Genomic DNA, 26,371 nt, shown 5'->3' with positions numbered 1-26,371 from the left:
GAAGACCGAGTGACCGCCAAACCGCAAAGCACCCTGATCTCTCCCTTGCAGACCGCCCGCCAACTGGCCGCCGAATTTGCCCTGACCGCCGTCGAGCGCGACGAGCGCGGCGGCACACCAAAAGCTGAACGCGACGCCTTGCGCGACAGCGGTCTGCTGGCCCTGAGCATTCCCACCCGTTACGGCGGCCTCGGCGCGCGCTGGAGCGAAACCCTGGAAGTCGTGCGCGAGTTCGCCAAGGTCGACAGCTCGATCGCCCACGTCTTCGGTTTTCATCATTTGATGCTCGCCACCGTACGGCTGTTTTCCCGTCCCGAACAATGGCAACCGTGGTTCGAACAGACCGCGCGGCAGAACTGGTTCTGGGGCAACGCGCTCAATCCGCTGGACACCCGCACCGTGGTCAAGGACCTGGGTGGCTGGCGCGAGTTTTCCGGCAAGAAAAGCTTCTGCTCCGGCGCCAGCGATTCGCAAATGCTGATTGCCTCGGCGGTGGACGAAAGCAGCGGCGGCAAACTGCTGATCGCGGCGATCCCCAGCGGCCGCAGCGGCATCACCCTGCACAACGACTGGAACAACATCGGCCAGCGCCAGACTGACAGCGGCAGCGCCACGTTCGAACGGGTACGGGTGGAGGAATCGGAACTGCTACTGGATCCGGGTCCGCTGAGTACCCCGTTCGCTTGCTTGCGCCCATTGATCGCGCAACTGACGTTCACCCACATGTTTCTCGGCATCGCCGAGGGTGCTTTTGAAGAGGCACGGCAATACACCCTCAGCGAAACCCGCGTCTGGCACAAATCCTCGGTGCGCGAGGTGCGCGAAGATCCTTATGTGCTGGCCCATTACGGCGAGTTCTGGGTCGCCCTCGAAGGCATCCGTCTGCTGGTGGAACGCGCGGCCTCGTTGCTCGACGAGGCCTGGGCCAAAGGCCCGAACCTCAGCGTCGAAGAGCGCGGTCACCTGGCCACAGCGATTGCCACGGCCAAGGTTGCCGCCAGCCGTCAGGGCCTGGAGATCTGCAGCCGACTGTTCGAAGTCACCGGCGCCCGTTCGACCCACGCGTCGCTGCGTCTCGACCGACACTGGCGCAACCTGCGCACGCAAACCCTGCACGACCCGCTGGATTACAAACTCCACGAGCTGGGCGACTGGGCGCTGAACCAGGCCCGGCCGGTGCCGACGTTCTATTCCTGATTTCCTTTCGTGGAGCGAGACCCATGCAACTGCTGACCCTACCGCCCTCACCCGCCCTGGCCACGTCGATCCGCGCCACCGCCCAGGTCTTCGAAGACCCGAAATCCCAAGCCTTGCTCGCGCATCTGCAACAGGTCGCACCGAGCGAAGCCAGCGTGCTGATCATCGGCGAGACCGGCACCGGCAAGGAGCTGGTGGCGCGGCACATCCACAATCTGAGCAATCGACGCAACCGGCCGTTCATTGCGGTGAACTGCGGCGCGTTTTCCGAATCGCTGGTGGAAGCCGAACTGTTCGGCCATGAAAAAGGCGCCTTCACCGGCGCCCTCAGCGCCAAGGCCGGGTGGTTCGAAGAGGCGGATGGCGGCACTTTGTTCCTCGATGAAATCGGCGATCTGCCGATGGCCATTCAGGTCAAATTGCTGCGGGTGTTGCAGGAACGCGAAGTGGTCCGCCTGGGTTCGCGCAAGAGCATTCCCATCGATGTGCGGGTGCTGGCGGCGACCAACGTGCAACTGGAGAAAGCCATCAATGCCGGGCATTTCCGCGAGGATCTGTATTACCGGCTGAACGTGGTCAATCTGGAACTGAGCCCGTTGCGCGAGCGGCCCGGCGACATCCTGCCGCTGACCCGGCATTTCATCGAAGCCTACAGTCAGCGCCTGGGTTACGGACGCATCACCATCAGCCCCGGCGCCGAACACAAGCTGCGCGGCTACAGTTGGCCGGGCAACATCCGCGAACTGGAAAACGTCATCCATCACACGCTGTTGATCTGCCGTAACGGCGTGATCGAGCGCGATGATCTGAGGCTGTCGAACCTGCGCATCGACCGCCCGGACGATCAGCATTCCAATGTCGACGACTCACCGGAAGCGTTGCTGGAACGCGCCTTCCAGAAACTCTTCGAACAACAGGCCGGCGCGCTGCATGAGAAGGTCGAAGACGCGTTGCTACGTTCGGCCTATCGCTTCTGCCATTACAACCAAGTGCACACCGCCGCACTGCTCGGCCTGAGCCGCAACGTGACTCGCACGCGGCTGATCAAGATCGGCGAGCTGGCCGTGAACAAGCGGCGTCCTACGGAAAACCTGCAAGGCGAACGCTTGATCCAGCTGTCGATCTAGCCCACCAACTGGCAGTGCAAACCATCGTCGTGACTGCGGGCGATGCTGCTCAGCACCTGGAATGAACCGAAGGTCACGGTTCGCGCCTGATGGGTGCGGATCAACTGCCAGAAGTCCTGTTCGCCGGTTTCGAAACTCTGGAACGCCGCCTCCCCTGCTTCGCGGGACTGCCACTGCAGGAAACCCAGCACACGCCGGCCATCGTCGCTGGCCTGGACGCTGGCGCTGACGAAACCGGCATAGCGCTGGGCCAGACGCTCGGTCTGTACGGTCAACGCCGAGACCAGCGCCGGTTGTTGGCCCGGCTCGATTTCAAATTCGATCAATTGGGTAAAGCTGCGGTTTTTCGCTGGTGCTTGCATGACATCCCCACTCTGTCAGACGAATCTTGCGATTCGAAGGCCTGCAGGGTAAAACCTCGACTTAACTAGAGGTCAAGGGGCAATTGGCAAATGATCACTGCAGAAAATGTGCACAAGCAACTCACCGTCGGCGAAGTCGCGGCCCGCAGCGGCGTGGCCGTCACTGCCCTGCATTTCTATGAATCCAAAGGCTTGATCAAGAGCCAGCGCAATGCCGGCAACCAGCGGCGCTATCCACGGGAAGTGCTACGGCGGGTGGCGTTGATCAAGGTTGCGCAACGGCTGGGGATTCCGCTGGCGGAAATCGGCCAGGCGTTGAAACAGTTGCCGGACAACCGCGCGCCGACGGCGGCGGACTGGAAAGTACTATCGGAACAGTGGCGGCGGGAGCTGGACGAGCGGATCAATCAATTGATGCTGCTGCGTGATCGACTGACCGGTTGCATCGGTTGCGGCTGTCTGTCGATGGAAGCCTGCCCGCTGCGCAATCAGGGGGATGTGCTGGGTGAACAGGGGCCGGGAGCGCACTTTCTCGACGTTCCCAAGTGAGGGCTCCCATGTCATGGAAACCCTCAGTTCAATCCATCAGAAGCCCGGCGCAATCTGCCCTTTGTAGCGAGTCAAAATGAACTGACGCACTTCATCGGAGTTCAATGCCTTGGCCAGTTTCTGCAGGCCCGGGTCGTTGATGTTGTCGGGACGCGCGACCAGGAACTCGATGTACAGGCTCTTGCCCTTCTCGACGATCAGCGCGCTGTTGGTGTCGATCCCGGCTTCCAGCGCGTAGTTGGCGAAAACGAATGCCAGATCCACCTGACTCACCGAACGAGCCAGCAATGCGCCTTCCAGCTCGCGGATTTTCAGGTGCTTGGGATTTTCAACGATGTCGCGTTGGGTGGCCAGGGTGTTGCTCGGATCCTTGAGCTTGATCAGCCCCGCCTCATGCAGCAGCACCAGGGCCCGACCGGTGTTCACCGGGTCGTTGGGGATCGACACGCTGGCGCCATCCTTCAGCTCCGAGATGTTCTTGATCTTGGTCGAGTAGGCACCGAACGGTTCGATGTGCACACCGACTACCGGCACCAGATTGGTGTGGCGTGTCTTGTTGAAGTCATCGAGAAACGGCCGGTACTGGTAGTAGTTGGCGTCGAGGTTTTTCAGCGCCAGTTGCTGGTTGGGCTGGATGAAGTCGGTGAAGACCTTGATGTCCAGATCCACGCCTTCTTTGGCCAAGGTCGGTTTGACGAACTCGAGGATTTCCGCGTGCGGCACCGGGGTGGCACCGACAATCAGTTTTTCGTTGGCGTGAGCGCCGAACGACAGAACGGCAGCCAGAACGGCCAGGGTCTTTTTCATGTTGTGCTCCAAGGCAGATTTGAGTGGCCGTCGTGGGGTGAACGTGGGGCCTTTTATGGGTTGAACTTCTCTGTCAGCGTCGGCTGAAGTGCGCCACCAGTCGGTCGCCGGTCATTTGCAGGGCCTGCACCAGAATCAGCAGCAACACCACCGTGACCACCATCACGTCAGTCTGAAACCGTTGATAGCCGTAGCGGATCGCCAGATCGCCGAGCCCGCCGCCACCGATCACGCCGGCCATCGCCGTGTAATCCACCAGCACGATGGCGGTGACCGTCACCGCTGCGAGCAATCCACCGCGGGCTTCAGGCAACAGCGTGTGGCGAATGATCTGCCAGGTGTTGGCGCCCATGGCCTGGGTTGCCTCGACCACGCCGCGATCGACTTCGCGCAACGCGGTTTCCACCAGCCGCGCAAAGAACGGTGTGCAGCCGACGACCAGCGGCGGAATGGTCCCGGGCACGCCCAGCGAAGTGCCCACCAGCAGCGTGGTCAGCGGAATCAGCACGATCAGCAAAATGATGAACGGCAACGAACGCAGCATGTTCACGATCACCGACAGCACTCGATACACGCCGACCGTTTCATGCAACTGGCGCTTGCCGGTGAGAAACAGCAGCAGCCCCAGCGGCAATCCCAGCAACACCGTGAACAGCAGCGCCGCGCCAAGCATGCTCAAGGTGTCGAGACAGGCCTGGGCGATGTCGGCCCAGTAAAGGTGTTTGAACCACTCGGCCATGGTCAGGACCAGTCGTGACGCGGTGGCTTGACGCCGTTGAGCAGCCAGTTGCCGACCACGTGGTACTTCCAGCGCACCGGGTCATGCAGGGTGTGGACCCGGGCGTTGCGCCAGTGGCGGTCGAAGTTGTGCTTCTTCAGGGTCGAGCGGGTGCCGCCCAGTTCGAACAACTTGTTGCTGGCCTCGATGGCGATTTCGGTGGTCAGCACTTTGGCCCTGGCCACGGCCAGGGACGCCAGCGCGACGTTGTCTTCGTCCGGTGCCAGGCGTGCAGCGTCGAGCGCCCAACCGGCGCGTTCGAGGAGGGCTTCGGCGGCTTCCAGACGAATTTCCAGTGCGCCGATCTGAATGATGGTCAGCGGATCTTCGCTGGCCTTGTCCACACCGGCGTCGATCCATGGCCGGGCAAACTGACGGACGAACTCAACGGTGTCGCGTAGCGCCGCCCGGGCAATGCCGGCGTCGATGGCAGCGGTGGTCAACTGGGCGAAAGGCCCGGCCAGGGTCGGGCTTTCGTAGGAACGGTACGTCGGGAACAGATTGAACGGTGCCACCTGAAGATCTTCCGCCAGCACGGTGCCACTGGAGGTGGTGCGCTGGCCGATGCTGTCCCAATCGTCGACGATCACCAGCCCTTTCGTGCCGCGCTCGACAAAGGCCAACTGGCCCTTCTGTTCTTCATCCAGCGCCAGCACCGCCAGCCAGTGGGCGTAGAGCGAACCGGTGCAATAACCCTTGCGGCCGTTGATCACGAAGCCGTCGCCATAACGACGGATGGTTGCCTGAATATCCTGCACGTTCTTGCCGCCGGTTTCCGACAGCGCGTTGGCGAAGCGATGACCTTGCAGCGCCAGTTCAAAGAAGTGCGCCTGCTGCGCCGGGGTGCCTTGCAGGCGGATGTCTTCGAGCAGGCAGTAATGGTTTTGCGGGATCTGTCCGAGGGAGGGATCGGCGGCGGAAATGATCGCGATCACCTGCGCCAGCACGGCGTAGGACACCTGCGCGCCACCGTACTCCTTCGGCACGCTGATGCCCCACAGGCCACTGTTGGAATACAGATCGACGATTTCGGCGGGCACTTCGCGGTTGCGGTCACGCTCGGCGGCGTGTTCCTGCAAGACGGCAGCGACCTGTGCCGCCACGCGCAAGGCTTCGGCGTCGTCGGCGATCCGGTGGGCGGCCGGCGGGTTGATCGGATAAACGGCAGATTCAGACATGGATGACTCTCGGTATCGGTGTTGTACCGGGTCATTGCAGCTTCTGTGCCTGACTGACAGCCCTTGTTTTTCGGGGCTTTCAGAGGCTTTTTGCAGTGTTTGAAGATGAAAAGCCGCGCATTCTGTTGCTTCACTGTCGATGGCTGAACACTGCTCGTCGGGTACTCGGTCGGGGCGGCCACACACGCCTATAGTTGAGCGACCGGTCACTCCGGCGAAGGCACACCTTCAACTCCCCATAAAAACAGGGCGACAAAAACAAGGAGTACGCCATGAGCGTTCAACCTATTCCCGAGGGGTATCACAGCATTACCCCGTATCTCGGCATTCACAAAGCTGCCGAAGCCATCGACTTCTATAAAAAGGCGTTCGGTGCCACCGAAGTCATGCGCCTGAGCATGCCCGACGGCGGCATTGGCCACGCCGAACTGCGGATCGGTGACAGCGCGATCATGCTCGGTTCTCCCTGCGACCAAGGTCCGTTGAGCAATCCGGACAACGCTGTGTCCGTCGGTTTGCATCTGTACGTGACCGATGTCGACAAGTCGTTCCAGCGCGCACTGGAGGCCGGGGCGACAACGGTGTCCGAGGTCAAGGATCAGTTCTACGGGGATCGCAGCGGTACGTTGAAGGATCCCTACGGTCATCTGTGGTTTCTGGCCACGCGCAAGGAGGACCTGACGCAGGAGCAGATCGAGCAGCGGGCGAAAGAGCTGTTCCGGCAGGGTTAGCCACGACGAGTGTTCATTCCCGCGCAGCGCGCGGGGATGGGCGAACACGATTCATGAACCGTCGAACCACGCTTCACGCCTTGTCATGAACGCCCGGTGATTTCAGGATGCAGTCAACTAGCCTGAATAAAGGATCACCCCGATGTTTGCCGGATTCGTCAAAGACCAGCGCCACGTCAACGGCGTGGACATCACTTACCGCCTCGGCGGCAGCGGACCGGGCCTGCTTTTGTTGCACGGGCACCCGCAGACCCACGTCATCTGGCACAAGATCGCCGAGCAATTGGCCGAGCACTTCACCGTGGTCGCCGCCGATCTGCGCGGTTACGGCGACAGCAGCCGGCCGCCGGCCGATGAGCGGCACGAAAGCTATTCCAAGCGCGAAATGGCCCGCGACGGCGTAGAGCTGATGCAAGCGCTGGGCTTCACGCAGTTCTCGATCCTTGCCCACGACCGTGGCGCGCGGGTCGCCCATCGTCTGGCCCTCGATCATCCCGCCGCCGTGCAACGCATGGTGCTGCTGGACATCGCACCGACGCTGGCGATGTACAGCCAGACCAACGAAGCCTTCGCTCGGGCCTACTGGCACTGGTTTTTCCTGATCCGCCCGGCGCCGCTGCCGGAAACCCTGATCGAAGCCGATCCCGAAGGCTATCTGCGCAGTGTCATGGGCAGCCGCAGCGCCGGGCTCAAGCCGTTCACTGACGAAGCGTTTGCTGAATACCTGCGTTGCCTGAGCCTGCCCGGCAGTGCCCGTGGGATCTGCGAGGACTACCGGGCCAGTGCCGATATCGATCTGGAACATGACCGCGCCGACCTCGAGGCCGGCCATCATCTGAGCTTGCCGCTGCTGGTGCTGTGGGGCGCCGAAGGTACGGTCGGTCGTTGCTTCGATCCGCTCGGGGAATGGCAACAGGTGGCCACCGACGTACGCGGAAAGCCTCTGCCCGCCGGTCACTACCTCGCTGAAGAAGTCCCGGAACTGTTGCTCGACGAAGCGCTGGCGTTCCTGCGCTGAGCCATCCACCCCTCCCGCTCACCATAACGTCGACCGGCGTCGTGGCGAGATTGCGGTCGCGAAACATTTACTTTCACATCCTCCATCGGGATTTGCTTCGGTCATCCGTCTTATAGAGATGCGGGCCAGTCGCGTAGGCAACAGCCACGACCGGCCCTTCAGGAACTCCCGCGCTGCGAAGCCCGTAGGGTGGAGTCCCCTCACCGAATCAAGACCCGTCATCATGTCGAAGAAATCCCGCTCGAAACTGTGGTTCCTGGTACACAGCTGGCTGGCGTTGCCGATCTGGTTTTTTGTCCTGATTGTCTGCGTCACCGGTACTCTGGCAGTGGTCAGCCAGGAAATCGTCTGGCTGGCCAACCCGCAAATGCGCGCCAGCGCGCCGTCAGACGATGCACCGCGCCTGAGTTACGATCAAATCCTCGCCGAAATCAAAAAGGCCGAACCGCAGACTCTGGTGCAAAGCATCAGCCGACCGGACGAATCGCACTTTGCCCTCGACGTCGACGTCAGTTACCCCGACGGCCGTTCGCTGACGGTCTACGTCAACCCGTACACCGGGGTCATCCAGGGCACCGCACCGACTTTCAATTTCAAGGCCTTCACCCGCGCACTACACGGCTGGTGGCTGGTGCCGTTCACCAACGGATTCAGCTGGGGCTGGTATCTGGTGTCGTTCCTAGGTCTGCCGTTGCTGGCCTCGCTGGTGACCGGGCTGGTGGTGTACAAGCGTTTCTGGAAAGGTTTTTTCCGCCCGACCCTGCGCATCCGCCATGGCGCGCGGATTTTCTGGGGCGACTTTCACCGCCTCAGCGGCATCTGGTCGATCTGGTTCATCGCGGTGATTTCCGTTACCGGGGTCTGGTTCCTGATCCGCGCCCTGCTGTTCGATTTCCAGATTTCCATTTCCAGCGAGCCGATCATTCCGGCGATGCCCCGGGAAAGTGTGCCGATCTCCGCCGACGGCACACCGCCGCCCTCCATCAGCCTGGACGCGGCCATCGAGATCGCCCAACAAAAGATTCCGGGGCTGGAAGCCAGTTTCGTCAGCCTGCCCGGCAACGCCTACAGCCACATGAGTGTGGGTGGTCGTGGCTGGTATCCGTTGATGTTCCAGACCGCAACGATCAACCCTTACAACGGTGACATTGCCACTTCACGCCTGCTGTCGGACCGCTCCGCCCTCGAATTCGTCACCGAATCGATGCGCCCGTTGCATACCGGTGATTTCGGCGGGATATGGATCAAACTGGTCTGGTTCTTCTTCGGTCTGCTGCTGAGCATGATGGTTCTCAGCGGCCTGCTGATCTGGACCAAGCGCACCGCCCTGGCCACGCTCAACGCACTCAAGCGCGAAGACAAGAAAAACCGCAAGACCGCGCCGCGATCGACGCCCCGACATGAACCGTCGGAGGTCCACCCGTGAACCAGACCTTGACGACACCCTCGCGCCTGAGCCGGCTCTGGCACAAATGGCGATTCCACCTCAATGTCCTGCTGCTGCTGATCCCGCTCGGCTTCATGCCCAAATACTTTGCCGACGCCTCCCTGTTTCGCGGGGACAGCGGACTGGGTGAGCGGGAGATCGGCGAAATCCAGGTCGGCCCCTGGAGCCTGCGACTGGCCGAACTGCGTAATCAGGCACCGATCCTGACGGGGCCCGCCGGCTATATGAAGGACTTCAGCGCCGCGCTCTGCGACGCCTGCGTCGATCACGTCAAGGCGACTTACCTGCGCATCGGCAAACCTCGCAGCCTGCGTGCCGCCGGCGTGATCTTCTTCGGTACGCCGTACCGCATGGGCACCCAGTTGCCGGTGCCGGAAAAGACCGCCGCCGACGCCGAACTGTGGATCACCATGGAAGGCTGGGACGGCAGCATGCATCAAGCCTCGATTCCGCTGAGCCAGGCCTCACCCGCCACCGTTGCCTGGCTGAACAAACAAGGAGCCAAACCATGAGCCGCCCTTCCCGCCTGAGCATGAGCGCTGCATTGCTGGCGCTGTGTGCCGGTTTCAGCGCCAGCACCCTGGCCCACAACCCGATGTGCGAATGCAAGGCCATCGATGCCGATCAAATCAAATGTACTGGCGGTTTTTCCGACGGCAGCGGCGCGCCTGGGGTGACCCTCGATGTGATCGGCTACGACGAAACCATCCTGGTGCCGGGCAAGCTCGGCGCCGATTCGACCCTGACCTTCAAGAAACCCGGCGCCGAGTTCTACGTGCTGTTCGACGCTGGCCCCGGTCATGTGGTCGAAATCGACCAAGCGGATATCGAAACGCCATGACCACGCCGACCACTCAAGTTGTTCGCCCCGCCGGCGCCGGCCATGAAACCCTCTATGTGCTGTTGATGTGCCTGCTGATCCTCGCGGTCGCCGGTTCCGTGGTGGCTTGGCGCGGGGTGTCCCACGAACCCGAGCCGGTTTCCAGCCATCAGCTCGATGCCCGTCGCGACCTCGGCGCCAGCGAGCAAGGCATCTACGCCGACCTGCGAGTAACCCTCGACGAAATCCACCTGTTGCGTGAAGAACAACAAGCGCTGCCAACCCCACAGAACCTGGCGGATGAAGGTTTCGCGCCGTTCGCCCAGGACGCCAGCTCCGTGAGCCGTGGCGGCCATGCCTGGCAATTGCTGGCCAACAACGCCTACTTCGGCCACAGCCAGGCACCGGCGGTGGCCGGCTCGTTTCTGATGCGCCTGAACGCTGCGAACGACGCCGCTCCGGACATCTGGCTCAACCGCGCCGCCGATCTGCAAGCGCCGACGGACCTGTCAGACGCGGCACTGACCGCTGCCGGATGGAAACAGATCGTCGCGCAATTCGATGCCGGGGTGACCCGCGAGCATCGTCATTGAACCCTCGCCTTCATTCGAGAGAAGACCGTTTGCCCATGCCTAGTTCATCTCAACGCCGCCCCTTCCTGCGCCTGCTGCTGATCGGCCTGTGCGCCTGCCTGCTGAGTCCATTGGCCAGTGCCGATCCGGCCAAGCGCCTGCGCATCGGCATCACTCTGCATCCTTATTACAGCTATGTGGCGAACATCGTCGGCGACAAGGCCGATGTCGTGCCGTTGATTCCCGCCGGCTTCAACCCGCACGCCTACGAGCCGCGCGCCGAAGACATCAAACGCATCAGCGGGCTGGACGTGATCGTGCTCAACGGCGTCGGCCATGACGACTTCGCCGACCGCATGATCGCCGCCAGCGAAACACCGAACATCAAGACCATCGAAGCCAACGAAAACGTGCCGCTGCTGGCCGCCACCGGAGTCGCCGCGCGCGGTGCCGGCAAAGTGGTGAACCCGCACACTTTCCTGTCGATCAGCGCCTCGATTGCCCAGGTCAACAACATTGCCCGGGAGCTGGGCAAGCTCGATCCGGACAACGCCAAGACCTACACCCAGAACGCCCGCGCCTACGGCAAACGCCTGCGACAGATGCGCGCCGACGCACTGGCCAAACTGACCCAGGCGCCGAACGCCGAGTTGCGGGTCGCTACGGTGCACGCCGCTTATGACTACCTGCTGCGCGAGTTTGGTCTGGAAGTGACGGCGGTGGTCGAGCCGGCCCACGGCATCGAGCCAAGCCCGAGCCAGTTGAAGAAAACCATCGATCAACTGCGTGAGCTGGACGTGAAAGTAATCTTCTCGGAGATGGATTTCCCTTCCACTTACGTCGAGACCATCCAGCGCGAATCCGGCGTGAAGCTGTACCCGCTGTCGCACATTTCCTACGGCGAATACACCGCCGACAAGTACGAAAAAGAAATGACCGGCAACCTCAACACCGTCGTTCGGGCAATTCAGGAGTCCGGCGCATGACGGCTCAGGAAAACCTCTCAATCATCAGCAGTGGCCCGACGCTGGATTTCGCCGAGGTCAGCCTGACGCTGGGTCGCACGACGATTCTGGACAAGGTGACCTTCCAGGTGCAGCCCGGCAGCGTGCATGCACTGGTGGGCCCCAATGGCGGCGGCAAGAGCTCGCTGATCAAGACCCTGCTCGGGCAGATGCCGCACCAGGGCCGGCTCAGCCTGCAATGGTCCGGCGAGCCCGGCACCATCGGCTACGTGCCGCAGGCGCTGGAGTTTGATCGAGGTCTGCCAATGACCGTCGATGATTTCATGGCCGCCATGTGTCAGCGCCGCCCGGCGTTTCTCGGCCTGAGCAAACGCTACGCCGGCGCCATCGGTGATGCGCTGGAACGGGTCGGCATGCAGGACAAACGCAAGCGCCGGATGGGTGCGCTGTCCGGCGGTGAACGCCAGCGAGTGCTACTCGCCCAAGGTCTGATTCCCGCCCCGCAATTGTTGGTGCTGGATGAGCCGATGTCGGCCCTCGACGAAGCGGGGATCCAGGTGTTCGAGCGTTTGCTGGGTGACTGGCGCGCGGCGGGCATCACCGTGCTGTGGATCGAACACGATCTGGAAGCCGTCGGACGTCTGGCCAATCGCGTCACCGGCCTAAACCGCCGGGTGCTGTTCGACGCCACACCACAACAGGCCCTGACCCCGGAACGCCTGCTGACCCTGTTTTCGACCCATCCACGGAGCGCTGCCTGATGAGTTACGAAGCCTTTCGTTTGATGATTCAGGGCTGGGCCACGTCCGGCTACCTGCCGGAAGCGCTGGCCTATGGCTTTGTGGTCAACGCGCTGCTCGCCGGGCTGTTGATCGGCCCGGTGCTGGGCGGTCTCGGCACGCTGGTGGTGGTCAAGCGCTTTGCGTTTTTCTCCGAAGCGGTCGGCCACGCGGCACTGACCGGTGTGGCCATCGGCATTTTGCTCGGCGAGCCCTACACCGGGCCGTACGGCAGCCTGTTCGGCTACTGCCTGCTGTTCGGCATTCTGCTCAATTACCTGCGCAACCGCACCGGCCTGGCCCCGGACACGCTGATCGGCGTGTTCCTGTCGGTGTCCCTGGCGCTGGGGGCCAGCCTGCTGCTGATTCTGGCGGGCAAGATCAACGTGCACATTCTGGAAAACGTGCTGTTCGGCTCGGTGCTGACGGTCAACGGCAATGACCTGGCGGTGCTGGCGATCGTCGGTTCGCTGGTGATGGCGCTGGCATTGCCGCTGTACAACCGCATCATGCTCGCCAGTTTCAACCCGCAACTGGCGGCGGTGCGCGGCGTCGCCGTGAAGACCCTGGATTATCTGTTCGTGATTCTGGTGACGCTGATCACCGTCGCGGCGGTAAAAGTCATTGGCGCGATTCTGGTCGGTGCCCTACTGGTAATTCCTGCAGCCGCCGCGCGATTGCTCAGCCAGTCGCTGAAAGGCTTCTTCTGGTGCTCGGTGCTGATCGCCACAGTCAGCACGCTGTGCGGGATTCTCGCGCCCATCGTGTTCGACCTGCCGATTCCGTCCGGTGCCGCGATCATCCTCGTTGCCGGTATCGGGTTCGCCCTCGCCGCCATCGCCCGGGGCGTCGTCCCCAGTCTGAAAGGGAACCTTGGATAAATGTCTTTTTCACTGCGACAACTTGCTGTGGCCATCGCCCTCACCGGCGCCGTCTCAAGCCCTTTGCTGGCTGCCGAAAAAAACGTGCGCGTGCTGGCTTCGTTGCCGATCACCTTTGGCCTGGGCGAAGTGCTGCTCAAGGGCACCGACATCAGCCTCGAACGCGCAGCGCCGGCGAGTCTGCCGGGCAGCCGCCAGACCGCGTATTTCACCGGTCGCGGCGCCCCGAAGCTGAGCAAACTGGCCACCGGCGCCGACGCGGTAATCGGCGTGCGCTCGCTGTGGGCCGATGATCCGCTGTACCCGATTGCCCGACGCAGCAACATCCGCATCGTTGAAGTCGACGCCGCCCGCCCGGTGGACGGTGCCCTGCCCGGCATCGCCGTGCAACCGGGTCTGAAGGTCGATGGTTTGAACAGCCAGCCGTGGCTGGCCAGCAACAACATGGGACGCATGGCTGACGTGATGGCAGCGGATCTGGTGCGCTTGGCGCCGAAGGACAAGCCGAAGATCGAAGCCAACCTCGCCGCACTGAAACAACGCCTGCTGAAACTCAGTGCCGACAGCGAGGCACGCCTGGCCAGTGCCGACAATCTGAGCGTGATGAGCCTGAGCGATCACTTCGGCTATCTGATCGGCAGCCTGAATCTGGAGTTGATCGGACAGGATCCTCGACCGGATGCCGAATGGACGCCGGAAGACTTGAAGAAGTTGACCGCAACGCTCAAGGACAACGACGTGGCGGTGGTGCTGCACCATCGGCAACCGTCAGACGCCGTGAAAGCGGCAATTGCCGAGTCGGGCAGTCATCTGCTGGTGCTGAGCACCGATGCGGCGGATCCGGTAGCAGAACTGGAAGGGAATGTGGATGCGTTGCTCAAGGGTTTGAGCGGCGCCTGAGGAGAAGTGATCGCTCCCACGCTCTGCGTCCGCTTTGGGACGCAGAGCGTGGGAACGATCAAACGCCAATCCTCCGGACATGAAAAAACCCGCTGACTGTTTCCAGTCCAGCGGGTTTCTTTTTGGCTCAAGACTTACTGTGCAGCCGCTTGCGCTTCCATCTTCTGGCGCAGGCTCAGCGGGCGCATGTCAGTCCAGGTTTCTTCGATGTAGGCCAGGCATTCCTTTTTCAGGCCGCTCTTGCCCACGGTGCGCCAGCCTTCCGGGATGGCCTTGTAATCAGGCCAGATCGAGTACTGCTCCTCGTGGTTGACCACGACCTGAAAGAGGATGTCCTCGCGGTCGAATACTGACGTCATGCTGTGTCTCCATCGTTGTAGGGGTGGGCTGCACGGCGGGTGCAGCCGGGTATGTAGAAGGAACGTTCGGCGCGGCGAAAAATTTACAGGGCAGCGGTCGCGGCGCTCAGCGCACGACCGAAGATCTCGGCGACGCGGTCGATTTCAGCGGCGGTGATCACCAGCGGCGGCAGGAACCGCACCACTGCGCCATGTCGTCCGCCCAGCTCCAGGATCAGGCCACGCTTGAGGCATTCGCGCTGAACCAGCGGCGCCAGACGGGCGAAGGCCGGTGGATGGCCCAGCGCGTCCGGCGCACCGTTCGGATCGACCAGCTCGACACCGAGCATCAGGCCACGACCACGAATGTCACCCAGTTGCGGGAAGTCACGCTGCAGGATGTGCAGGTGCTCGCTCAGGCGTTCACCCATGGCCCCCGCGTGTTCGCAGACCTTGTGCTCGACCAGGTAGCGCATCACCGCAGAACCGGCGGCCATCGCCATCTGGTTGCCACGGAAGGTGCCGGCGTGGGCGCCCGGCTGCCAGGTGTCGAGCCAGTCGCGGTAAACCACCACCGCCAGCGGCAGGCTGCCGCCGATGGCTTTGGACAGCACGACCACGTCCGGGGTGATGCCGGCGTGCTCGAAGGCGAACATCTTGCCGGTGCGGGCGAAACCGCTCTGGATCTCGTCGACAATCAGCGCCACGCCAGCCTTTTCAGTGATGCTACGCAGACCGCGCAGCCACTCGATGTCGGCCGGAATCACACCGCCCTCGCCCTGCACCGCCTCGACGATCACCGCCGCCGGCAATTGCACACCGGCCTCCGGGTCGTTGAGCAGGTTTTCCAGGTAACTCAGGTTGGCCTTCACACCCGCCGCGCCACCGATGCCGAACGGGCAACGGTAGTCATACGGGAACGGCATGAATTGCACGCCATTGCTGAGCAACGCACCCAGCGGCTTTTTCGGCCCCAGGCTGCCCATCAGACTCAACGCACCCTGGCTCATGCCGTGGTAGCCGCCGGAGAACGACAGCACGGTGCTGCGTCCCGTGGCGGTGCGCACCAGTTTCAGTGCAGCTTCTACCGCGTCGGTGCCGGTCGGGCCGCAGAACTGGATTTTCGCTTCCTTGGCCAATGCTGGAGGCAGCAAGCCGAACAGGTCCTGAACGAATTGATCCTTCACCGGTGTGGTCAGGTCGAGGGTGTGCAGCGGCAGCTCATCGGCCAGCACTTGCTGGATGGCCTCGATCACCACCGGGTGGTTGTGCCCCAGCGCCAGGGTGCCGGCACCGGCCAGGCAATCGATGAAGGTGCGGCCTTCAACGTCTTCGACATACAGGCCCTTGGCACGCTTCAGCGCCAGGGGAATGCGCCGCGGGTAGCTGCGGGCATTGGATTCCTGCTGGCTCTGGCGGGCCAGCAGCGGCGATTCATTGAACTGGTACAGCGTTTCCGCCGGCACGGAGGCGACCCGGGCCGACGACTCTTCGATAAGGCTGGTGGCGACTGACATCTCTCGACCCCTCAATTCGCTATGGATAGTGACCAAAACTGCACACCGCACAGGTGCGCGTTCCGGTCGCGGGGCGCACATGCAGGTTTTCCTGTTCTGGAAACGCACCAGCACGTCGAGGATTTACACCCTTGATCGAGTTCTCATGCCGACAGCGGCAACGGCTTGTGCATCGGCAGGCTGCGCATGCCGTGGCGAATGAGCGGCGGCGCCGACTCGCGATACCCCAGACGCCGATAAAAGGCTTCCCCGGTGCGGGTGCTGGTGAGCACGGAACGGGCGCTGCCGCGAGTCAGCAGCCAGCCTTCAAGGTCCGTCATCAGCGCCCGGCCAACGCCTCGGCGAAACCATTCCGGCTGCACATGACAAAGGGTGACATCGCCGTCGGCCAGCGCCATGCCGACGCCCACCGGTCGGCCCTGCATCAGAGCAATGTTCAGATAGCGCTGCGGATCGGCGAGCCAGGTGCTGATGTGTTCCGGCGATTGCTGGCGGATCCAGAGATCCACGAGGTGGGGGTCGTTACGATGGTCGAGTGCACAACCGACGCGGATCGAACGCTCGATGATGCGGCTGATGATGCCGACATCGGCCGAGGTAGCCGGGCAAATGTAGATGGATGCATCCATGGCGCTGTTTCCCTCAATCCATTGAGTCAAAGGCTGGGGCGACAATAGCGTCGTGACCGGCGGATGACCAATGGAGAGAGGTTACATTTGATGTGCCGGGCTCAGGCCGGTTGCAGCGGCATGGTCAACTCGACCCGCAAACCATCCGAACGACTGTCGAAATGCAGGGTGCAGGCACAGCGCTGGACAATCGCCTGGACAATCGCCAGCCCGAGTCCGCAGCCGGTGCTCTGGCCGTTGCGCCAGAAGCGCTGGGTCAGGTGTTGCAGATCGTCCGGCGCAATCCCCGGCCCATGATCGCGCACCACGAAGCGCACGCGGTTGCCGGTGGTTTCCAGGCTCAGTTCCACGGCGCCTTCCGTCGGGGTATGGCGCAGGGCGTTATCGAGCAGATTGCGCAGTGCCGCAATCGACAACACCGCCGGCATTTGCAGCGGTGCGCTGGACAGTTTTTCGGGCAGATGCAGCCTGATCCGTTGACGCTCGCCGCTGGCGGAGTCCTGAATCGCCAGTTTCGCCACTTGCTCGGCGCTGCACTGCACGCCGTCATCGAACGACAGACTGCCCTCGACCCGCGCCAGCAACAGCAATTGCTCAAGGGTCCGGTGCAGGCGGTCGGCGCCCTCCTCGGCCCGGGCCAGGGACTGATCGCGGGCGCTGCCTTCGGTCATGCGCGCCACTTGCAGGTGGGTCTTGATCGCCGTCAACGGGCTGCGCAGCTCATGAGCGGCGTCACCGGTCAGGCGACGTTCGCGCTCGATGGTCTTGCCGATGCGCTGGAACAGTTGGTTCTGAGTTTCAAGCAGCGGTTTCAGTTCGCTGGGGAACGATTGCAACTGCAACGGTTCGAGCGAGTCGGCATTGCGGCGCATCAAGGCTTCGCGCAAGCGATTGAGCGGTGCCAGCCCCTGGCCGATCCCCAGCCACAGCAGGCACAGACAGCCGAGCAGCGCCACACCCACCGGCACCGAGGCCGCCAGCAAGATCGACATGTTCAGGGCTTCGCGCTCGATCACCCGGTCGGCGGTGGTGATGCGCACATCGCCCCGGGCCAGGGTGAAGGTGCGCCACGGAGCACCGTCGATCATCTGATCGTGGAAGCCCATTTTCTGCGCTTCGAGTGCCTGTTCCGGGTTGTTGTGGCTGCGGGCGAGGATTTCGCCGCGCAACGAACTGACCTGACAGGCCATGCCGCCGGGAATGTTCAGTTGTTCGGCGCTGAAGTGAGTGCCCTCGCCCTTGCTCGGAATCGCCGGCAACTGCTCCAGCAACCCGGCGACCATTCGCGCCGATGCCACCAGCCGCTGGTCGAGGGAAAACATCATCTGGTTGCGCAGGTCGCTGAGCATCCAGGCCGCCGCCAAGGCCCAGATCAGCGCGAACGCGGCGCCGAGGGTCAGGCTCAGACGCAGGCGCAGGCTCATCACTTGTCAGGTTCTCCACCATCGGCCGGGCCCAGGCGATAGCCCAGACCACGCACGGTTTCGACGATGCCCTTGCCGAGTTTGCTGCGCAGGTGATGGATGTGCACGTTGAGCGCGTTGCTTTCCAGTTCATCGTTGAAACCGTAGACGCTGTCCTTCAATTGCTCGGTGGACAGCACCCGGCCACGGTTATGCAGCAAGGCTTGCAGCAGGGATTGTTCGCGACGGGACAAGTCCACCGAACGGCCCGCCAGGGTGGTTTCACGGCTGCTTGGGTCGTAGGTCAGCGCGCCGTGCTCGATCAGGTTGACGCTGCGCCCGGCCACCCGACGCAACAGGGTTTGCAGACGGGCAAACAGTTCGCGCAAATCGAAAGGCTTGAGCAGGTAATCGTCGGCGCCGGACTGCAAACCGTCGACCCGGTCGGTGACTGAATCCCGAGCAGTGAGGATCAGCACCGGAATTTCCAGGCCCTGCTGACGCAGTTGCTGCAACAGTTTGAGGCCATCTTCGTCCGGCAGGCCGAGGTCGAGCACCATCACGTCAAATTCGGCAACCTTGAGGATCGCCCGCGCCTTGGAGGCGGTGTTGACGTGTTCGACCGTCAAGCCCTGGGCCGTCAGCCCGGCGACGATGCCACTGGCGATCAGGTCATCGTCTTCGCAGACAAGCACATGCATGGGGAGCTCCCTGAGCAAAAACATGAGTCAAACAGGTGAGGATTAAGCTCAAATTATGACAAGTGATTCAACGCACGAGAAGTGTATTCGCCCAAGCCCCTCACCTGCAAAACTTTCGACAACATGGATAAGACTGGCAACTTTAACAGTTAATAAAGCAAGGATACTCCAGTCTCAACTCGAAACACACAACCCCACCCACACGCCTTTAAAACTTAAATATCACAAGTTAATCTGAACCCAGCAAACGACAAACAACCCGTTGAAAGCCTCTTTAATTTCTTTAAGTATTTCCCAACCAAAACAAAAGAGAACCACCCCATGAAAAACTTCGTAACCACCGACTGGCGCCATGGAGCCGATCGTATTTTCTTTTTCTTCAAAGAGACTAACACTTACGCACGCTTCAACTTTGGTGACAACCGTATCGAAAAAACCCACCCTACTTCTGTCATCGGTCACTGGGACGACTTCGAGCAACACGTGAAGGACCTGAAGTTCGGTTTCAACACTAGAAGCCCTGATTGGCACCAAAACGGCGGCGGGAACATTTCCTGGTTCTTCTACTATGAGGAACAAACGCCGATGGTCTGCAAGTATTCCCAAATCAATGACAAAGTCGTGTTCAAAAAGAAACTGTCAGATACTGATTGGTGGCCACTGGGAAATTACTTCGACAAAATCGTCGGTGTCATGCTGGACACTACGGCAAGTTCCGCCCACGATTATTGGGTTCTACTGAACGACGGACGTTATTTCACCTACACTCCCCGAGTGCCGAGACCGCCTAAAGCCAAGCCACTCGCAAACTCCGCATGGAGCGGACTGGAACAATACAAAGGTCGCATGATCACCGCCGCCTCGAATGATCACCCCATCATCAGCACTTACTTCTATATCTTTTTATCCAACAACGAATATCTAAGGTTTGATATTAAAAAAAGAACACTGACTGCCCCTCGCCCGGTCGATGATGGAACATGGCCAGGACTGATTGCAGAATAAACACGCCATGCACAGATGGCCTGGAGGGGGGGGCGTCTTGATGTGAGAATCAATTGAGGAAGCGATATCCGATCCAGCTTTCTCGATGACCACGTTTGAGGTAGGCACAAACCGGAAGGTACAGGGTGAGTCCCGTAGAAAAACGCCGATTAGGCGGTTGGCCGATTAAGCTGACATTATGCCCCGAACGCCACAGCGACAAGGGTGCCGCGGTTAATCATCGGTTAATCGCCGCCGCCCATTGTGCTCATCACTTGCACAGGGACAAGGCTCCTCCATGCGTCATATTTTTTTATTGTTTGCACTGTTGATTTCGGGTCTGGCCCAGGCAGGGAACGATCCCTTTGCGACAAAACCGGAATTTCTCCCGGTCGACAAGGCCTTCGTGCTGACGTCCGAACGCCTGGATTCCGGCGAAACCCAACTGTTCTGGCAGATCACCGACGGTTACTACCTGTATCAGAAACGCCTGAAATTCGACGGGCTGGCGACGGAAAACGCCCCTGCGCTGCCCGAAGGTGAATCCCACAGTGACGAGTATTTCGGTGAGCAACCGGTTTACCGCCAAGGCCTTGAACTGAAGATTCCGGCGGCAGCCAAAGGCCAGATCAAGGTCAGTTATCAGGGCTGCGCCGATGCCGGCCTGTGTTATCCACCGCAGACCCGCGTGATCGATCTCGGTGGCAAAGCTGCCGCTGCAGCAACGGATGAGGCACAGGATCAAGCGCTGGCCAGCGGCCTGCAACAGCACTCGCTGGGCTGGAGCCTGCTGGTGTTCTTCGGTCTCGGTCTGCTGCTGGCCTTTGCACCGTGTTCGTTGCCGATGCTGCCGATTCTGGCGGGCATGGTGGTTGGCAGCGGTGCCACGCCACGTCGTGGTTTCGCGCTGGCCAGCAGTTATGTGATTTGCATGGCGCTGGTGTATGCAGCAATGGGCGTCATCGCCGCGTTGCTGGGGGCGAATCTACAGGCGTGGCTGCAAAACCCATGGCTGCTGGGCACTTTCGCAGTCGTATTTGTGATCCTCGCGCTGCCGATGTTCGGCTTCTTTGAACTGCAATTGCCGGTCGCTCTGCGTGATCGACTGGAGCACGCCTCGCGCAGTCGCAGCGGCGGCAGCCTGGTCGGTGCTGGTGTGTTGGGCGCGTTGTCCGGTCTGCTGGTCGGGCCGTGCATGACCGCCCCGCTGGCCGGTGCTCTGCTCTACATCGCGCAAAGCGGCAATGCGCTGCACGGTGGCTTGATCCTTTTTACCTTGGGTATCGGCATCGGCATCCCGCTGTTGGTGCTGGTGACGGTCGGCAATCGGTTCCTGCCGAAACCCGGCGCATGGATGAACCTGCTCAAAGGCATATTCGGTTTCCTGTTCCTTGGCACGGCGGTGTTGATGCTGCGTCCGGTACTGGATTCGTCACTGTGGCTCGCGCTGTGCGGCGCGCTGCTGCTGATCGCGGCCTACAGCGCCTGGAAACAGTCCGAAGGCTTCGGCCGCGTCGCCCAGTTGTTCGGTGCCAGCTCGCTGTTACTGGGGTTGTGGGGCAGTTTGCTGGTGGTGGGTGCAGCGGGCGGCAGCGATGATCCGTTTCAACCGTTGCAGGTTTACAGCACCGGGCGCACCGGCACGGCTGCACCCAACGGTCACGAAGCGTTCATTACGATCAAGGATCCAGCGGCCCTGCAACACGAACTCGATACCGCCAAGGCTCAGGGCCAATGGGTGCTGCTCGATTACTACGCCGACTGGTGCACATCGTGCAAAGTCATGGAGAAAAAGGTATTTGGCCAGGCGCGGGTGATGCAGGCCCTGAGTGATGTGCGCTTGCTGCGCCTCGACGTCACTGCCGACAATACCGCCAGCCGCGAACTGCTCGGCCGCTACAAAGTGCCGGGGCCACCGAGTTTTGTGTGGATCGGTGCCGACGGTGAAGAGCGCCGCAGCCAGCGGATCACCGGCGAGGTCGATGCCGACACCTTTCTGCAACACTGGACCACCACCCGAGACGCCCGTTAATGCTGACCTTCACCCTCGGCACCTTTGCCATTGCGCTTAACCACCTGCTGCTGATCAGCGCCTTGGCGCTGGCGACCTTCGTCGGCTGGCGGATGGCCAAGCGCGGTGGCGATAACCCCGAGTCGGCGCTGTTCAGCCTGTTTCTGCTGGGCATGCTCGCGGCGCGCATTGCCTTTGTCGCTGTGTACTGGGGACATTACCGCAACGATCCGTGGCAGATCATCGACCTGCGCGACGGCGGTTTTCTCGCCTGGCCGGGAGTGATCGTGCTGTTGCTGGCCGCGCTTTTTCGCGGCTGGCGCCGGCCGGGTTTGCGTCGACCGTTGGGGTTCGGCGTGGTCAGTGGCGTGGCATTCTGGTTGCTGGCCACCCTGTCGCTGAGCATCTACGAGCAAGGCACACGTCTGCCGGACATCACCCTGCGTAACGCCGCCGGGGAAACCGTGAAACTCGCCGACTATCAGGGCGGTCCGCTGGTGATCAACTTGTGGGCGACCTGGTGTCCGCCGTGCCGGCGGGAAATGCCGGTGCTGGAAAACGCCCAGCAGCAACGCCCGGACCTGACGTTCCTGTTCGTCAATCAGGCCGAAAGCATGCAAAGCGTCGCGACCTTTCTCGAAACCCAGGGCCTGAGCCTGAACAACGTGCTGTTCGACCGCAGCGGTCATCTGGGCCAGGCCGTGGGTTCGATGGCATTGCCGACTACGCTGTTCTACAGCCCTGACGGTCAATTGCTGGCCAGCCACCTGGGCGAATTGTCGAACGCCAGTCTGGCCCGGGCCCTGGAAAACTTCGACGTACCGAATCCAAATACGAACGCCGCACCGGCCACCTCTGCAAGGAAACTGCCATGCCCCGCCTCCGCCACCTGCTGACGCTGACTCTGGGCGCCGCCCTGCTGCACTTGCCGTCGGTACAGGCTGCTGAAGAATTGCCTGACGCGATCAAGAAGATCGAAGCCAAGGGCGCAAAAATCGTCGGCCAGTTCGACGCGCCCGACGGCCTGCGTGGTTACGCCGCGCAATACCAGAACCGTGGCATGGCGCTGTACCTGACACCGGACGGCAAGCACGTGCTGCTGGGCAACCTGTACGACGCCGACGGCAATGACCTGAGCAGTGCGCCGCTGCAAAAACTGGTCTACGCGCCGCTGGCCAAGGAAGTCTGGGCCAAGTTCGAAGCGAGCAACTGGATTCAGGACGGCAACAAGGATGCACCGCGCACGGTGTACCTGTTCAGCGACCCGAACTGCCCGTACTGCAACATGTTCTGGGAACAGGCCCGCCCATGGGTCAAGGCCGGCAAGGTGCAGTTGCGCCACATCATGGTCGGCATCATCCGCGAAGACAGCCCGGCAAAATCCGCCGCGTTGCTGGCCGCCAAAGACCCGGCCAAGGCCCTGGAAGAACACGAGAAGGCCGGCAAGGCCAGCACACTCAAGGCCTTGAAGGACATTCCGGCCGCCGTGCAGACCAAACTCGCGGCGAACATGCAGTTGATGGAAGACCTGGAATTACAGGCCACCCCGGCAATCTTCTACATGGACGACAAGGGCGAACTGCAACAACAGCAAGGCGCGCCGACGCCGGACAAGCTGGCGAAGATTCTCGGCCCGAAATAAAAAACACCCACGCAATGCGTGGGCGTTTTCGTTACTTCAGCTCAGCCAGAAACTTCAGCAGCGTGTCGGTCACGAACGGCGGATTCTCCAGGTTAGAGATATGCCCCGCCTCTGGCACCAGCACACACGGACAGCCAATCAAATCAGCCATTTCCCGCGCTTCCGACGGCGGGCGTGGTTTGTCCTGATCGCCACACATCACCAGCGTGGTGGCCGCATTCAGCTCGCCCAGACGCGGCAACAGATCATCTCGGCCAAACGTGATGCGCCCCATCGGCACGATGCTTTGACGCAGGTGATCGGCGGAATAACCCGCGAGTTTTGCGCGGAAATCCTGATACAGCGCCGACTGCGGATCGATGCCCGGACGGAAGAAGATCGGCACCACGATGTCGAGTAACTGCTCGGAGATCTCGCCGCTTTCTTCGATCTGCTTGAACAGCGAAAAGTAATACTGACGGGTCGGCTCCGGCTCGACGCCGACGTAGGTGTCCATCAGCACCAGACCATTGAGCCGCTGCGGCGCCGACAACGCCAGGCGCACGCCCCACATGCCGCCGACCGACAGTCCGACCAGCGTGACCCGGTCGATCTCCAGATGATCGAGCAGGGCCAGTGACTGACGGGCGATGTCGTCCAGCGAAGCGGTGCCTTCAGGCAAACGTCCGGATTCACCGTGGCCCCACAGATCCAGCGCAATCACCCGATAGTGCGGCGATAACGCAGCGATCTGCGGTGCCCACATGGCCTGGTCCCACAGGTAGCTGCCGGCCAGCAACACCGCCGGACCTGTGCCTTGATCAAAGTAGTGAAGCGCCTGTCCGTCAACCTCGAAGAAAGCCATCGACTCACCTGCACGGTAAAAAAGAGAACCGGCAGACTGAGCTGCCGGTTCTCCATCGTCAACCCTGCAAATATTGGTGAATGCGCCAAGGCCCCACGCGAGCCACTCGCTCCAACAAAAATGAGACTCAGCGAATCAAGTTGAAAAAATCCAGGAAGGAAAAATCCCCGACTTCAAACACAACACTGTATATCCGCTGGTGTTCCGGAGCAGACAGCTCGATCCATTGGTGCAACGCTCCGCCAACGTCTTGCCCCAGAATATCAACACTGCCTAAATCAGCATCTTGCGCATCACAATAGAAGACTTTTCCAGCCTTATGCCCCCAAGTCCAGGCAAACCGAAGCTGCAGATAGCCATGTCTGAATCGTAGTCGCACACGTTGAGGAGGAGTGAGATTTCCTTGGTTCAGGCATAAAACAATCGAAGCCCCCTCACGCATACCGCTTTCGTTACCGGCGTAGGTGTATATCCCCGCCTGACCCGCACCACTCAAAAACTCGATATCCATCATCGCCGCGGAGTTAGTGTGTTGACCTTCAGTGATCAACTCATTCACCAGTCCCGTAAATTGCTCGGTATCGGTAAAGCGCTCCGTGATCAACCGAAGAGTCAGGGGTGGAAACTTCTTAGCCGTCATCAGATCGGCCTTATCGTCAAAGCTGCTCCACAACTCCAGCACCACCTCGCTGTCAATGGCAAACCCCTGAAGCATGTCACGCACTAATTCATCGGCGATACCGTTCGCAACTTCCCCATCCTGGAGCGCTACAGCGTTGCGCAGGATGACCTGCCGAGGGCTCCCTGCTTCGTCGGTGCCGCTGATTTTCGTCCAGGTCGCATCGTCCGCTTTCGCAAAGTCCCATCCTGCAACCATCAGTTTTGGAGTTTCGGTAAAGGTATTCAGGTCCAGCACACCACCGCTGGCCCGATCAACCGTCAGCGGGGAAAAATCTGAAAGATCCAATACCCTGAGTACGGTGACCGGTGACGTGAGTAAACGGCCATCGCGCACCACCGTGTACCAGACGTCCAGCGCACGGCCCAAAAATTCCCGGATCAAATCCGGGAGGACATCAAAAGTCAGAGACCCCGGCAAATTGCCTGCCTTGCACTCCAGCGCCAAGGAATTGCCCCAGTGAATACACACCCAGTCTGAGGTACGCAATCCTGGCCAGTTAATTCGAACGGTTGCACCCTGGGTGACCAAGTGTGGATTGAGAGTTCCTGCTTGTGACTGATCAATCTCGGGCGCTGGCAGACTAATCAGCGCAGAACGCACGCGCACCTTCGTACGCGGAAACCGATGCGCACAACGATGAGAGTCCAGGCTATCGAACGCCACTTCGACCTTGAGCTCCAGCGTCGATCTATCCATCAACAGATCGAGCCACCAGCGCGGAATGCTCAGGTTCACCCCGTCAACCACCTGTTCATCGGTGATCTCATGGCCATCCAGCAGATAGATGAAAGTGAACTCCTGATCGGTGCGCTGCCCGATACTCCTCACCCAGATCTTTTGCCCTTTGCGCATGAGCGGCCAGGGTGGCAGGAACGCACGCGCATCGCCTGGCAATTGACCAAGATCCAGCCAGTGCTTGCAGTTCTCGCAAATCAGATCCTGCACCTTGACCCTGGGGAGATCGCGACACTTGAAACGCTTCACCGCCAAGCGAAGTGTCGAAGAGCACACCGTACAATCCTCCTGTGAGACATCACTCCAGATATCCACTGACTTGCCCACGAAAGGCGCGAGGATAGATGCTGGCAACCAGGCCTGAGCGCAGCCATGATCGTTACCGGTTTGCTCGAATATCAATGGTTCTGATGTTTGCCTGGCGGGGCGCAAGAAGAACCGTACAGGTTGACCTGCGGACAATCCGTTGAAAGCCCAGGAAAGTTTCAGGCCGTCCCCGACATCTCCTGGATAGATCCGGTTGCAGAAGCTGCTTTTGGACTTTGCGATGACGGGCATCGGCAACTGCGAACAACATTCTTCGTGCGACATGATCGGACCTCTTGTCCAGGCGGAACAGAAGTCAATCTAGCCTCCAAACAGGAACGTCTGCCTACTGTCAGATCTGACAGGTTCCCCAGACTCGCCGACGAACGGCTTCTTCGAAAAGAAAAAACCGCTGGATCTACATAGGCAAATCCAGCGGGATGTTTCACTCAAACACTCGCCATAAAA

28 protein-coding genes are annotated in these 26,371 nt (G+C 61.1%); 17 read left to right on the top strand and 11 right to left on the bottom strand.

Features of this window, described 5'->3' with window-relative positions; all coding sequences use genetic code 11:
• Positions 1 to 9 precede the first annotated feature (9 nt).
• Both JJN09_RS18415 and JJN09_RS18410 read left to right on the top strand, forming a co-directional pair.
• Positions 10 to 1,197, top strand: a complete 1,188-nt coding sequence (locus JJN09_RS18415) for an acyl-CoA dehydrogenase family protein (protein WP_249482966.1) — start codon at positions 10 to 12, stop codon at positions 1,195 to 1,197.
• A gap of 23 nt (positions 1,198 to 1,220) precedes the next feature.
• The gene (locus JJN09_RS18410; protein WP_249482965.1) at positions 1,221 to 2,324 is read left to right on the top strand and encodes a sigma-54-dependent Fis family transcriptional regulator; all 1,104 of its coding nucleotides are present in this window, start codon (positions 1,221 to 1,223) and stop codon (positions 2,322 to 2,324) included.
• Here the strand turns inward: JJN09_RS18410 and JJN09_RS18405 are convergent.
• Complete coding sequence (locus tag JJN09_RS18405; RefSeq protein ID WP_096821135.1) at positions 2,321 to 2,686, bottom strand: antibiotic biosynthesis monooxygenase; 366 nt, start codon at positions 2,684 to 2,686, stop codon at positions 2,321 to 2,323. The genes JJN09_RS18410 and JJN09_RS18405 overlap by 4 nt on opposite strands.
• Before the next feature lie 90 nt (positions 2,687 to 2,776).
• On the opposite strand from JJN09_RS18405, the gene soxR reads away from it, so the two are divergent.
• The gene (gene soxR, locus JJN09_RS18400; protein ID WP_249482964.1) at positions 2,777 to 3,235 is read left to right on the top strand and encodes a redox-sensitive transcriptional activator SoxR; all 459 of its coding nucleotides are present in this window, start codon (positions 2,777 to 2,779) and stop codon (positions 3,233 to 3,235) included.
• Between the two features lie 36 nt (positions 3,236 to 3,271).
• Here soxR and JJN09_RS18395 read toward each other — a convergent pair whose 3' ends face one another.
• The 3 genes from JJN09_RS18395 to JJN09_RS18385 all read right to left on the bottom strand — a co-directional run bounded on the left by JJN09_RS18395 (position 3,272) and on the right by JJN09_RS18385 (position 5,998).
• On the bottom strand, positions 3,272 to 4,042 hold the full coding sequence (locus JJN09_RS18395) for a MetQ/NlpA family ABC transporter substrate-binding protein (RefSeq protein WP_085710692.1): 771 nt from the start codon (positions 4,040 to 4,042) through the stop codon (positions 3,272 to 3,274).
• A 73-nt stretch (positions 4,043 to 4,115) separates the two neighbouring features.
• On the bottom strand, positions 4,116 to 4,781 hold the full coding sequence (locus tag JJN09_RS18390) for a methionine ABC transporter permease (RefSeq protein ID WP_102620407.1): 666 nt from the start codon (positions 4,779 to 4,781) through the stop codon (positions 4,116 to 4,118).
• Between the two features lie 2 nt (positions 4,782 to 4,783).
• Entirely contained in the window at positions 4,784 to 5,998 is a 1,215-nt protein-coding gene (locus tag JJN09_RS18385; protein ID WP_249482963.1) for an SfnB family sulfur acquisition oxidoreductase, read from the bottom strand.
• A 272-nt stretch (positions 5,999 to 6,270) separates the two neighbouring features.
• On the opposite strand from JJN09_RS18385, the gene JJN09_RS18380 reads away from it, so the two are divergent.
• The 10 genes from JJN09_RS18380 (at position 6,271) to JJN09_RS18335 (ending at position 14,111) form a co-directional block, all read left to right on the top strand.
• Entirely contained in the window at positions 6,271 to 6,729 is a 459-nt protein-coding gene (locus tag JJN09_RS18380) for a VOC family protein (protein ID WP_249482962.1), read from the top strand.
• Between the two features lie 142 nt (positions 6,730 to 6,871).
• The gene (locus tag JJN09_RS18375; protein WP_249482961.1) at positions 6,872 to 7,747 is read left to right on the top strand and encodes an alpha/beta fold hydrolase; all 876 of its coding nucleotides are present in this window, start codon (positions 6,872 to 6,874) and stop codon (positions 7,745 to 7,747) included.
• Between the two features lie 223 nt (positions 7,748 to 7,970).
• Positions 7,971 to 9,173: a PepSY domain-containing protein gene (locus JJN09_RS18370; protein ID WP_249482960.1), complete on the top strand. Its 1,203-nt coding sequence runs from the start codon at positions 7,971 to 7,973 to the stop codon at positions 9,171 to 9,173.
• On the top strand, positions 9,170 to 9,706 hold the full coding sequence (locus JJN09_RS18365) for a thiamine pyrophosphate-binding protein (RefSeq protein WP_249482959.1): 537 nt from the start codon (positions 9,170 to 9,172) through the stop codon (positions 9,704 to 9,706). Before JJN09_RS18370 ends, JJN09_RS18365 begins: the two co-directional genes overlap by 4 nt.
• Positions 9,703 to 10,035 (top strand): hypothetical protein, encoded by a 333-nt coding sequence (locus tag JJN09_RS18360; RefSeq protein ID WP_249482958.1) that lies wholly within the window; start codon positions 9,703 to 9,705, stop codon positions 10,033 to 10,035. The genes JJN09_RS18365 and JJN09_RS18360 overlap by 4 nt, the downstream gene beginning before the upstream one ends.
• Entirely contained in the window at positions 10,032 to 10,607 is a 576-nt protein-coding gene (locus tag JJN09_RS18355) for a DUF6162 family protein (protein WP_249482957.1), read from the top strand. The genes JJN09_RS18360 and JJN09_RS18355 overlap by 4 nt, the downstream gene beginning before the upstream one ends.
• A gap of 35 nt (positions 10,608 to 10,642) precedes the next feature.
• The gene (locus JJN09_RS18350; RefSeq protein WP_102620413.1) at positions 10,643 to 11,572 is read left to right on the top strand and encodes a metal ABC transporter substrate-binding protein; all 930 of its coding nucleotides are present in this window, start codon (positions 10,643 to 10,645) and stop codon (positions 11,570 to 11,572) included.
• Positions 11,569 to 12,312 carry a metal ABC transporter ATP-binding protein gene (locus JJN09_RS18345; protein ID WP_249482956.1) on the top strand — a complete coding sequence of 248 codons (744 nt, stop codon included), beginning with the start codon at positions 11,569 to 11,571 and terminating at the stop codon, positions 12,310 to 12,312. Before JJN09_RS18350 ends, JJN09_RS18345 begins: the two co-directional genes overlap by 4 nt.
• Positions 12,312 to 13,211 (top strand): metal ABC transporter permease, encoded by a 900-nt coding sequence (locus JJN09_RS18340; protein ID WP_249482955.1) that lies wholly within the window; start codon positions 12,312 to 12,314, stop codon positions 13,209 to 13,211. Before JJN09_RS18345 ends, JJN09_RS18340 begins: the two co-directional genes overlap by 1 nt.
• Entirely contained in the window at positions 13,212 to 14,111 is a 900-nt protein-coding gene (locus JJN09_RS18335) for a metal ABC transporter solute-binding protein, Zn/Mn family (RefSeq protein ID WP_249482954.1), read from the top strand. It abuts the gene before it with no gap.
• 134 nt (positions 14,112 to 14,245) lie between these two features.
• Here the strand turns inward: JJN09_RS18335 and JJN09_RS18330 are convergent, their stop codons facing one another.
• The 5 genes from JJN09_RS18330 to JJN09_RS18310 all read right to left on the bottom strand — a co-directional run bounded on the left by JJN09_RS18330 (position 14,246) and on the right by JJN09_RS18310 (position 18,699).
• On the bottom strand, positions 14,246 to 14,470 hold the full coding sequence (locus JJN09_RS18330; RefSeq protein WP_085730638.1) for an MbtH family protein: 225 nt from the start codon (positions 14,468 to 14,470) through the stop codon (positions 14,246 to 14,248).
• An 83-nt stretch (positions 14,471 to 14,553) separates the two neighbouring features.
• Positions 14,554 to 15,966, bottom strand: coding sequence for an aspartate aminotransferase family protein (locus tag JJN09_RS18325; protein WP_249482953.1), 1,413 nt, complete (start codon positions 15,964 to 15,966; stop codon positions 14,554 to 14,556).
• Positions 15,967 to 16,109: 143 nt separating this feature from the next.
• Positions 16,110 to 16,595, bottom strand: a complete 486-nt coding sequence (locus tag JJN09_RS18320; RefSeq protein ID WP_249482952.1) for a GNAT family N-acetyltransferase — start codon at positions 16,593 to 16,595, stop codon at positions 16,110 to 16,112.
• A gap of 101 nt (positions 16,596 to 16,696) precedes the next feature.
• Positions 16,697 to 18,019 (bottom strand): ATP-binding protein, encoded by a 1,323-nt coding sequence (locus tag JJN09_RS18315; RefSeq protein WP_249482951.1) that lies wholly within the window; start codon positions 18,017 to 18,019, stop codon positions 16,697 to 16,699.
• Positions 18,019 to 18,699: a response regulator gene (locus tag JJN09_RS18310; protein ID WP_249482950.1), complete on the bottom strand. Its 681-nt coding sequence runs from the start codon at positions 18,697 to 18,699 to the stop codon at positions 18,019 to 18,021. Before JJN09_RS18310 ends, JJN09_RS18315 begins: the two co-directional genes overlap by 1 nt.
• A gap of 321 nt (positions 18,700 to 19,020) precedes the next feature.
• Between JJN09_RS18310 and JJN09_RS18305 the strand changes: the two genes are divergently transcribed.
• From JJN09_RS18305 to dsbG, 4 genes are all read left to right on the top strand, one after another.
• Positions 19,021 to 19,704 carry a hypothetical protein gene (locus JJN09_RS18305; protein WP_249482949.1) on the top strand — a complete coding sequence of 228 codons (684 nt, stop codon included), beginning with the start codon at positions 19,021 to 19,023 and terminating at the stop codon, positions 19,702 to 19,704.
• Positions 19,705 to 19,981: 277 nt separating this feature from the next.
• Positions 19,982 to 21,715 carry a protein-disulfide reductase DsbD gene (gene dsbD, locus JJN09_RS18300; protein ID WP_249482948.1) on the top strand — a complete coding sequence of 578 codons (1,734 nt, stop codon included), beginning with the start codon at positions 19,982 to 19,984 and terminating at the stop codon, positions 21,713 to 21,715.
• Complete coding sequence (locus tag JJN09_RS18295) at positions 21,715 to 22,590, top strand: TlpA disulfide reductase family protein (RefSeq protein ID WP_249482947.1); 876 nt, start codon at positions 21,715 to 21,717, stop codon at positions 22,588 to 22,590. Before dsbD ends, JJN09_RS18295 begins: the two co-directional genes overlap by 1 nt.
• Positions 22,566 to 23,336, top strand: a complete 771-nt coding sequence (gene dsbG / locus JJN09_RS18290) for a thiol:disulfide interchange protein DsbG (protein WP_249482946.1) — start codon at positions 22,566 to 22,568, stop codon at positions 23,334 to 23,336. Before JJN09_RS18295 ends, dsbG begins: the two co-directional genes overlap by 25 nt.
• Before the next feature lie 31 nt (positions 23,337 to 23,367).
• On the opposite strand, the gene JJN09_RS18285 is transcribed toward dsbG, so the two are convergent.
• Together JJN09_RS18285 and JJN09_RS18280 are read right to left on the bottom strand one after the other, a co-directional pair.
• A complete protein-coding gene (locus tag JJN09_RS18285; RefSeq protein ID WP_249482945.1) occupies positions 23,368 to 24,180 on the bottom strand; it encodes an alpha/beta fold hydrolase in 813 nt (270 codons plus the stop codon).
• A 127-nt stretch (positions 24,181 to 24,307) separates the two neighbouring features.
• Positions 24,308 to 26,188, bottom strand: coding sequence for a hypothetical protein (locus JJN09_RS18280; protein ID WP_249482944.1), 1,881 nt, complete (start codon positions 26,186 to 26,188; stop codon positions 24,308 to 24,310).
• Positions 26,189 to 26,371: the final 183 nt, after the last annotated feature.

The organism is Pseudomonas sp. HS6 (genome assembly GCF_023375815.1).
GTDB lineage: Bacteria > Pseudomonadota > Gammaproteobacteria > Pseudomonadales > Pseudomonadaceae > Aquipseudomonas.
The sequence above is the reverse complement of the archived record's forward strand: the minus strand, read 5'-3'. Positions and strand labels throughout refer to the sequence as shown.

What these genes read in the sequence shown, in the direction of transcription:
- JJN09_RS18410 (WP_249482965.1), top strand. Translation starts at nt 1,221, where the DNA reads ATGCAACTGCTGACCCTACCGCCCTCACCCGCCCTGGCCACGTCGATC.
- JJN09_RS18405 (WP_096821135.1), bottom strand. Translation starts at nt 2,686, where the DNA reads ATGCAAGCACCAGCGAAAAACCGCAGCTTTACCCAATTGATCGAATTT.
- soxR (WP_249482964.1), top strand. Translation starts at nt 2,777, where the DNA reads ATGATCACTGCAGAAAATGTGCACAAGCAACTCACCGTCGGCGAAGTC.
- JJN09_RS18395 (WP_085710692.1), bottom strand. Translation starts at nt 4,042, where the DNA reads ATGAAAAAGACCCTGGCCGTTCTGGCTGCCGTTCTGTCGTTCGGCGCT.
- JJN09_RS18390 (WP_102620407.1), bottom strand. Translation starts at nt 4,781, where the DNA reads ATGGCCGAGTGGTTCAAACACCTTTACTGGGCCGACATCGCCCAGGCC.
- JJN09_RS18385 (WP_249482963.1), bottom strand. Translation starts at nt 5,998, where the DNA reads ATGTCTGAATCTGCCGTTTATCCGATCAACCCGCCGGCCGCCCACCGG.
- JJN09_RS18380 (WP_249482962.1), top strand. Translation starts at nt 6,271, where the DNA reads ATGAGCGTTCAACCTATTCCCGAGGGGTATCACAGCATTACCCCGTAT.
- JJN09_RS18375 (WP_249482961.1), top strand. Translation starts at nt 6,872, where the DNA reads ATGTTTGCCGGATTCGTCAAAGACCAGCGCCACGTCAACGGCGTGGAC.
- JJN09_RS18370 (WP_249482960.1), top strand. Translation starts at nt 7,971, where the DNA reads ATGTCGAAGAAATCCCGCTCGAAACTGTGGTTCCTGGTACACAGCTGG.
- JJN09_RS18360 (WP_249482958.1), top strand. Translation starts at nt 9,703, where the DNA reads ATGAGCCGCCCTTCCCGCCTGAGCATGAGCGCTGCATTGCTGGCGCTG.
- JJN09_RS18355 (WP_249482957.1), top strand. Translation starts at nt 10,032, where the DNA reads ATGACCACGCCGACCACTCAAGTTGTTCGCCCCGCCGGCGCCGGCCAT.
- JJN09_RS18350 (WP_102620413.1), top strand. Translation starts at nt 10,643, where the DNA reads ATGCCTAGTTCATCTCAACGCCGCCCCTTCCTGCGCCTGCTGCTGATC.
- JJN09_RS18345 (WP_249482956.1), top strand. Translation starts at nt 11,569, where the DNA reads ATGACGGCTCAGGAAAACCTCTCAATCATCAGCAGTGGCCCGACGCTG.
- JJN09_RS18340 (WP_249482955.1), top strand. Translation starts at nt 12,312, where the DNA reads ATGAGTTACGAAGCCTTTCGTTTGATGATTCAGGGCTGGGCCACGTCC.
- JJN09_RS18335 (WP_249482954.1), top strand. Translation starts at nt 13,212, where the DNA reads ATGTCTTTTTCACTGCGACAACTTGCTGTGGCCATCGCCCTCACCGGC.
- JJN09_RS18330 (WP_085730638.1), bottom strand. Translation starts at nt 14,470, where the DNA reads ATGACGTCAGTATTCGACCGCGAGGACATCCTCTTTCAGGTCGTGGTC.
- JJN09_RS18325 (WP_249482953.1), bottom strand. Translation starts at nt 15,966, where the DNA reads ATGTCAGTCGCCACCAGCCTTATCGAAGAGTCGTCGGCCCGGGTCGCC.
- JJN09_RS18320 (WP_249482952.1), bottom strand. Translation starts at nt 16,595, where the DNA reads ATGGATGCATCCATCTACATTTGCCCGGCTACCTCGGCCGATGTCGGC.
- JJN09_RS18315 (WP_249482951.1), bottom strand. Translation starts at nt 18,019, where the DNA reads ATGAGCCTGCGCCTGCGTCTGAGCCTGACCCTCGGCGCCGCGTTCGCG.
- JJN09_RS18310 (WP_249482950.1), bottom strand. Translation starts at nt 18,699, where the DNA reads ATGCATGTGCTTGTCTGCGAAGACGATGACCTGATCGCCAGTGGCATC.
- JJN09_RS18305 (WP_249482949.1), top strand. Translation starts at nt 19,021, where the DNA reads ATGAAAAACTTCGTAACCACCGACTGGCGCCATGGAGCCGATCGTATT.
- dsbD (WP_249482948.1), top strand. Translation starts at nt 19,982, where the DNA reads ATGCGTCATATTTTTTTATTGTTTGCACTGTTGATTTCGGGTCTGGCC.
- JJN09_RS18295 (WP_249482947.1), top strand. Translation starts at nt 21,715, where the DNA reads ATGCTGACCTTCACCCTCGGCACCTTTGCCATTGCGCTTAACCACCTG.
- dsbG (WP_249482946.1), top strand. Translation starts at nt 22,566, where the DNA reads ATGCCCCGCCTCCGCCACCTGCTGACGCTGACTCTGGGCGCCGCCCTG.
- JJN09_RS18285 (WP_249482945.1), bottom strand. Translation starts at nt 24,180, where the DNA reads ATGGCTTTCTTCGAGGTTGACGGACAGGCGCTTCACTACTTTGATCAA.
- JJN09_RS18280 (WP_249482944.1), bottom strand. Translation starts at nt 26,188, where the DNA reads ATGTCGCACGAAGAATGTTGTTCGCAGTTGCCGATGCCCGTCATCGCA.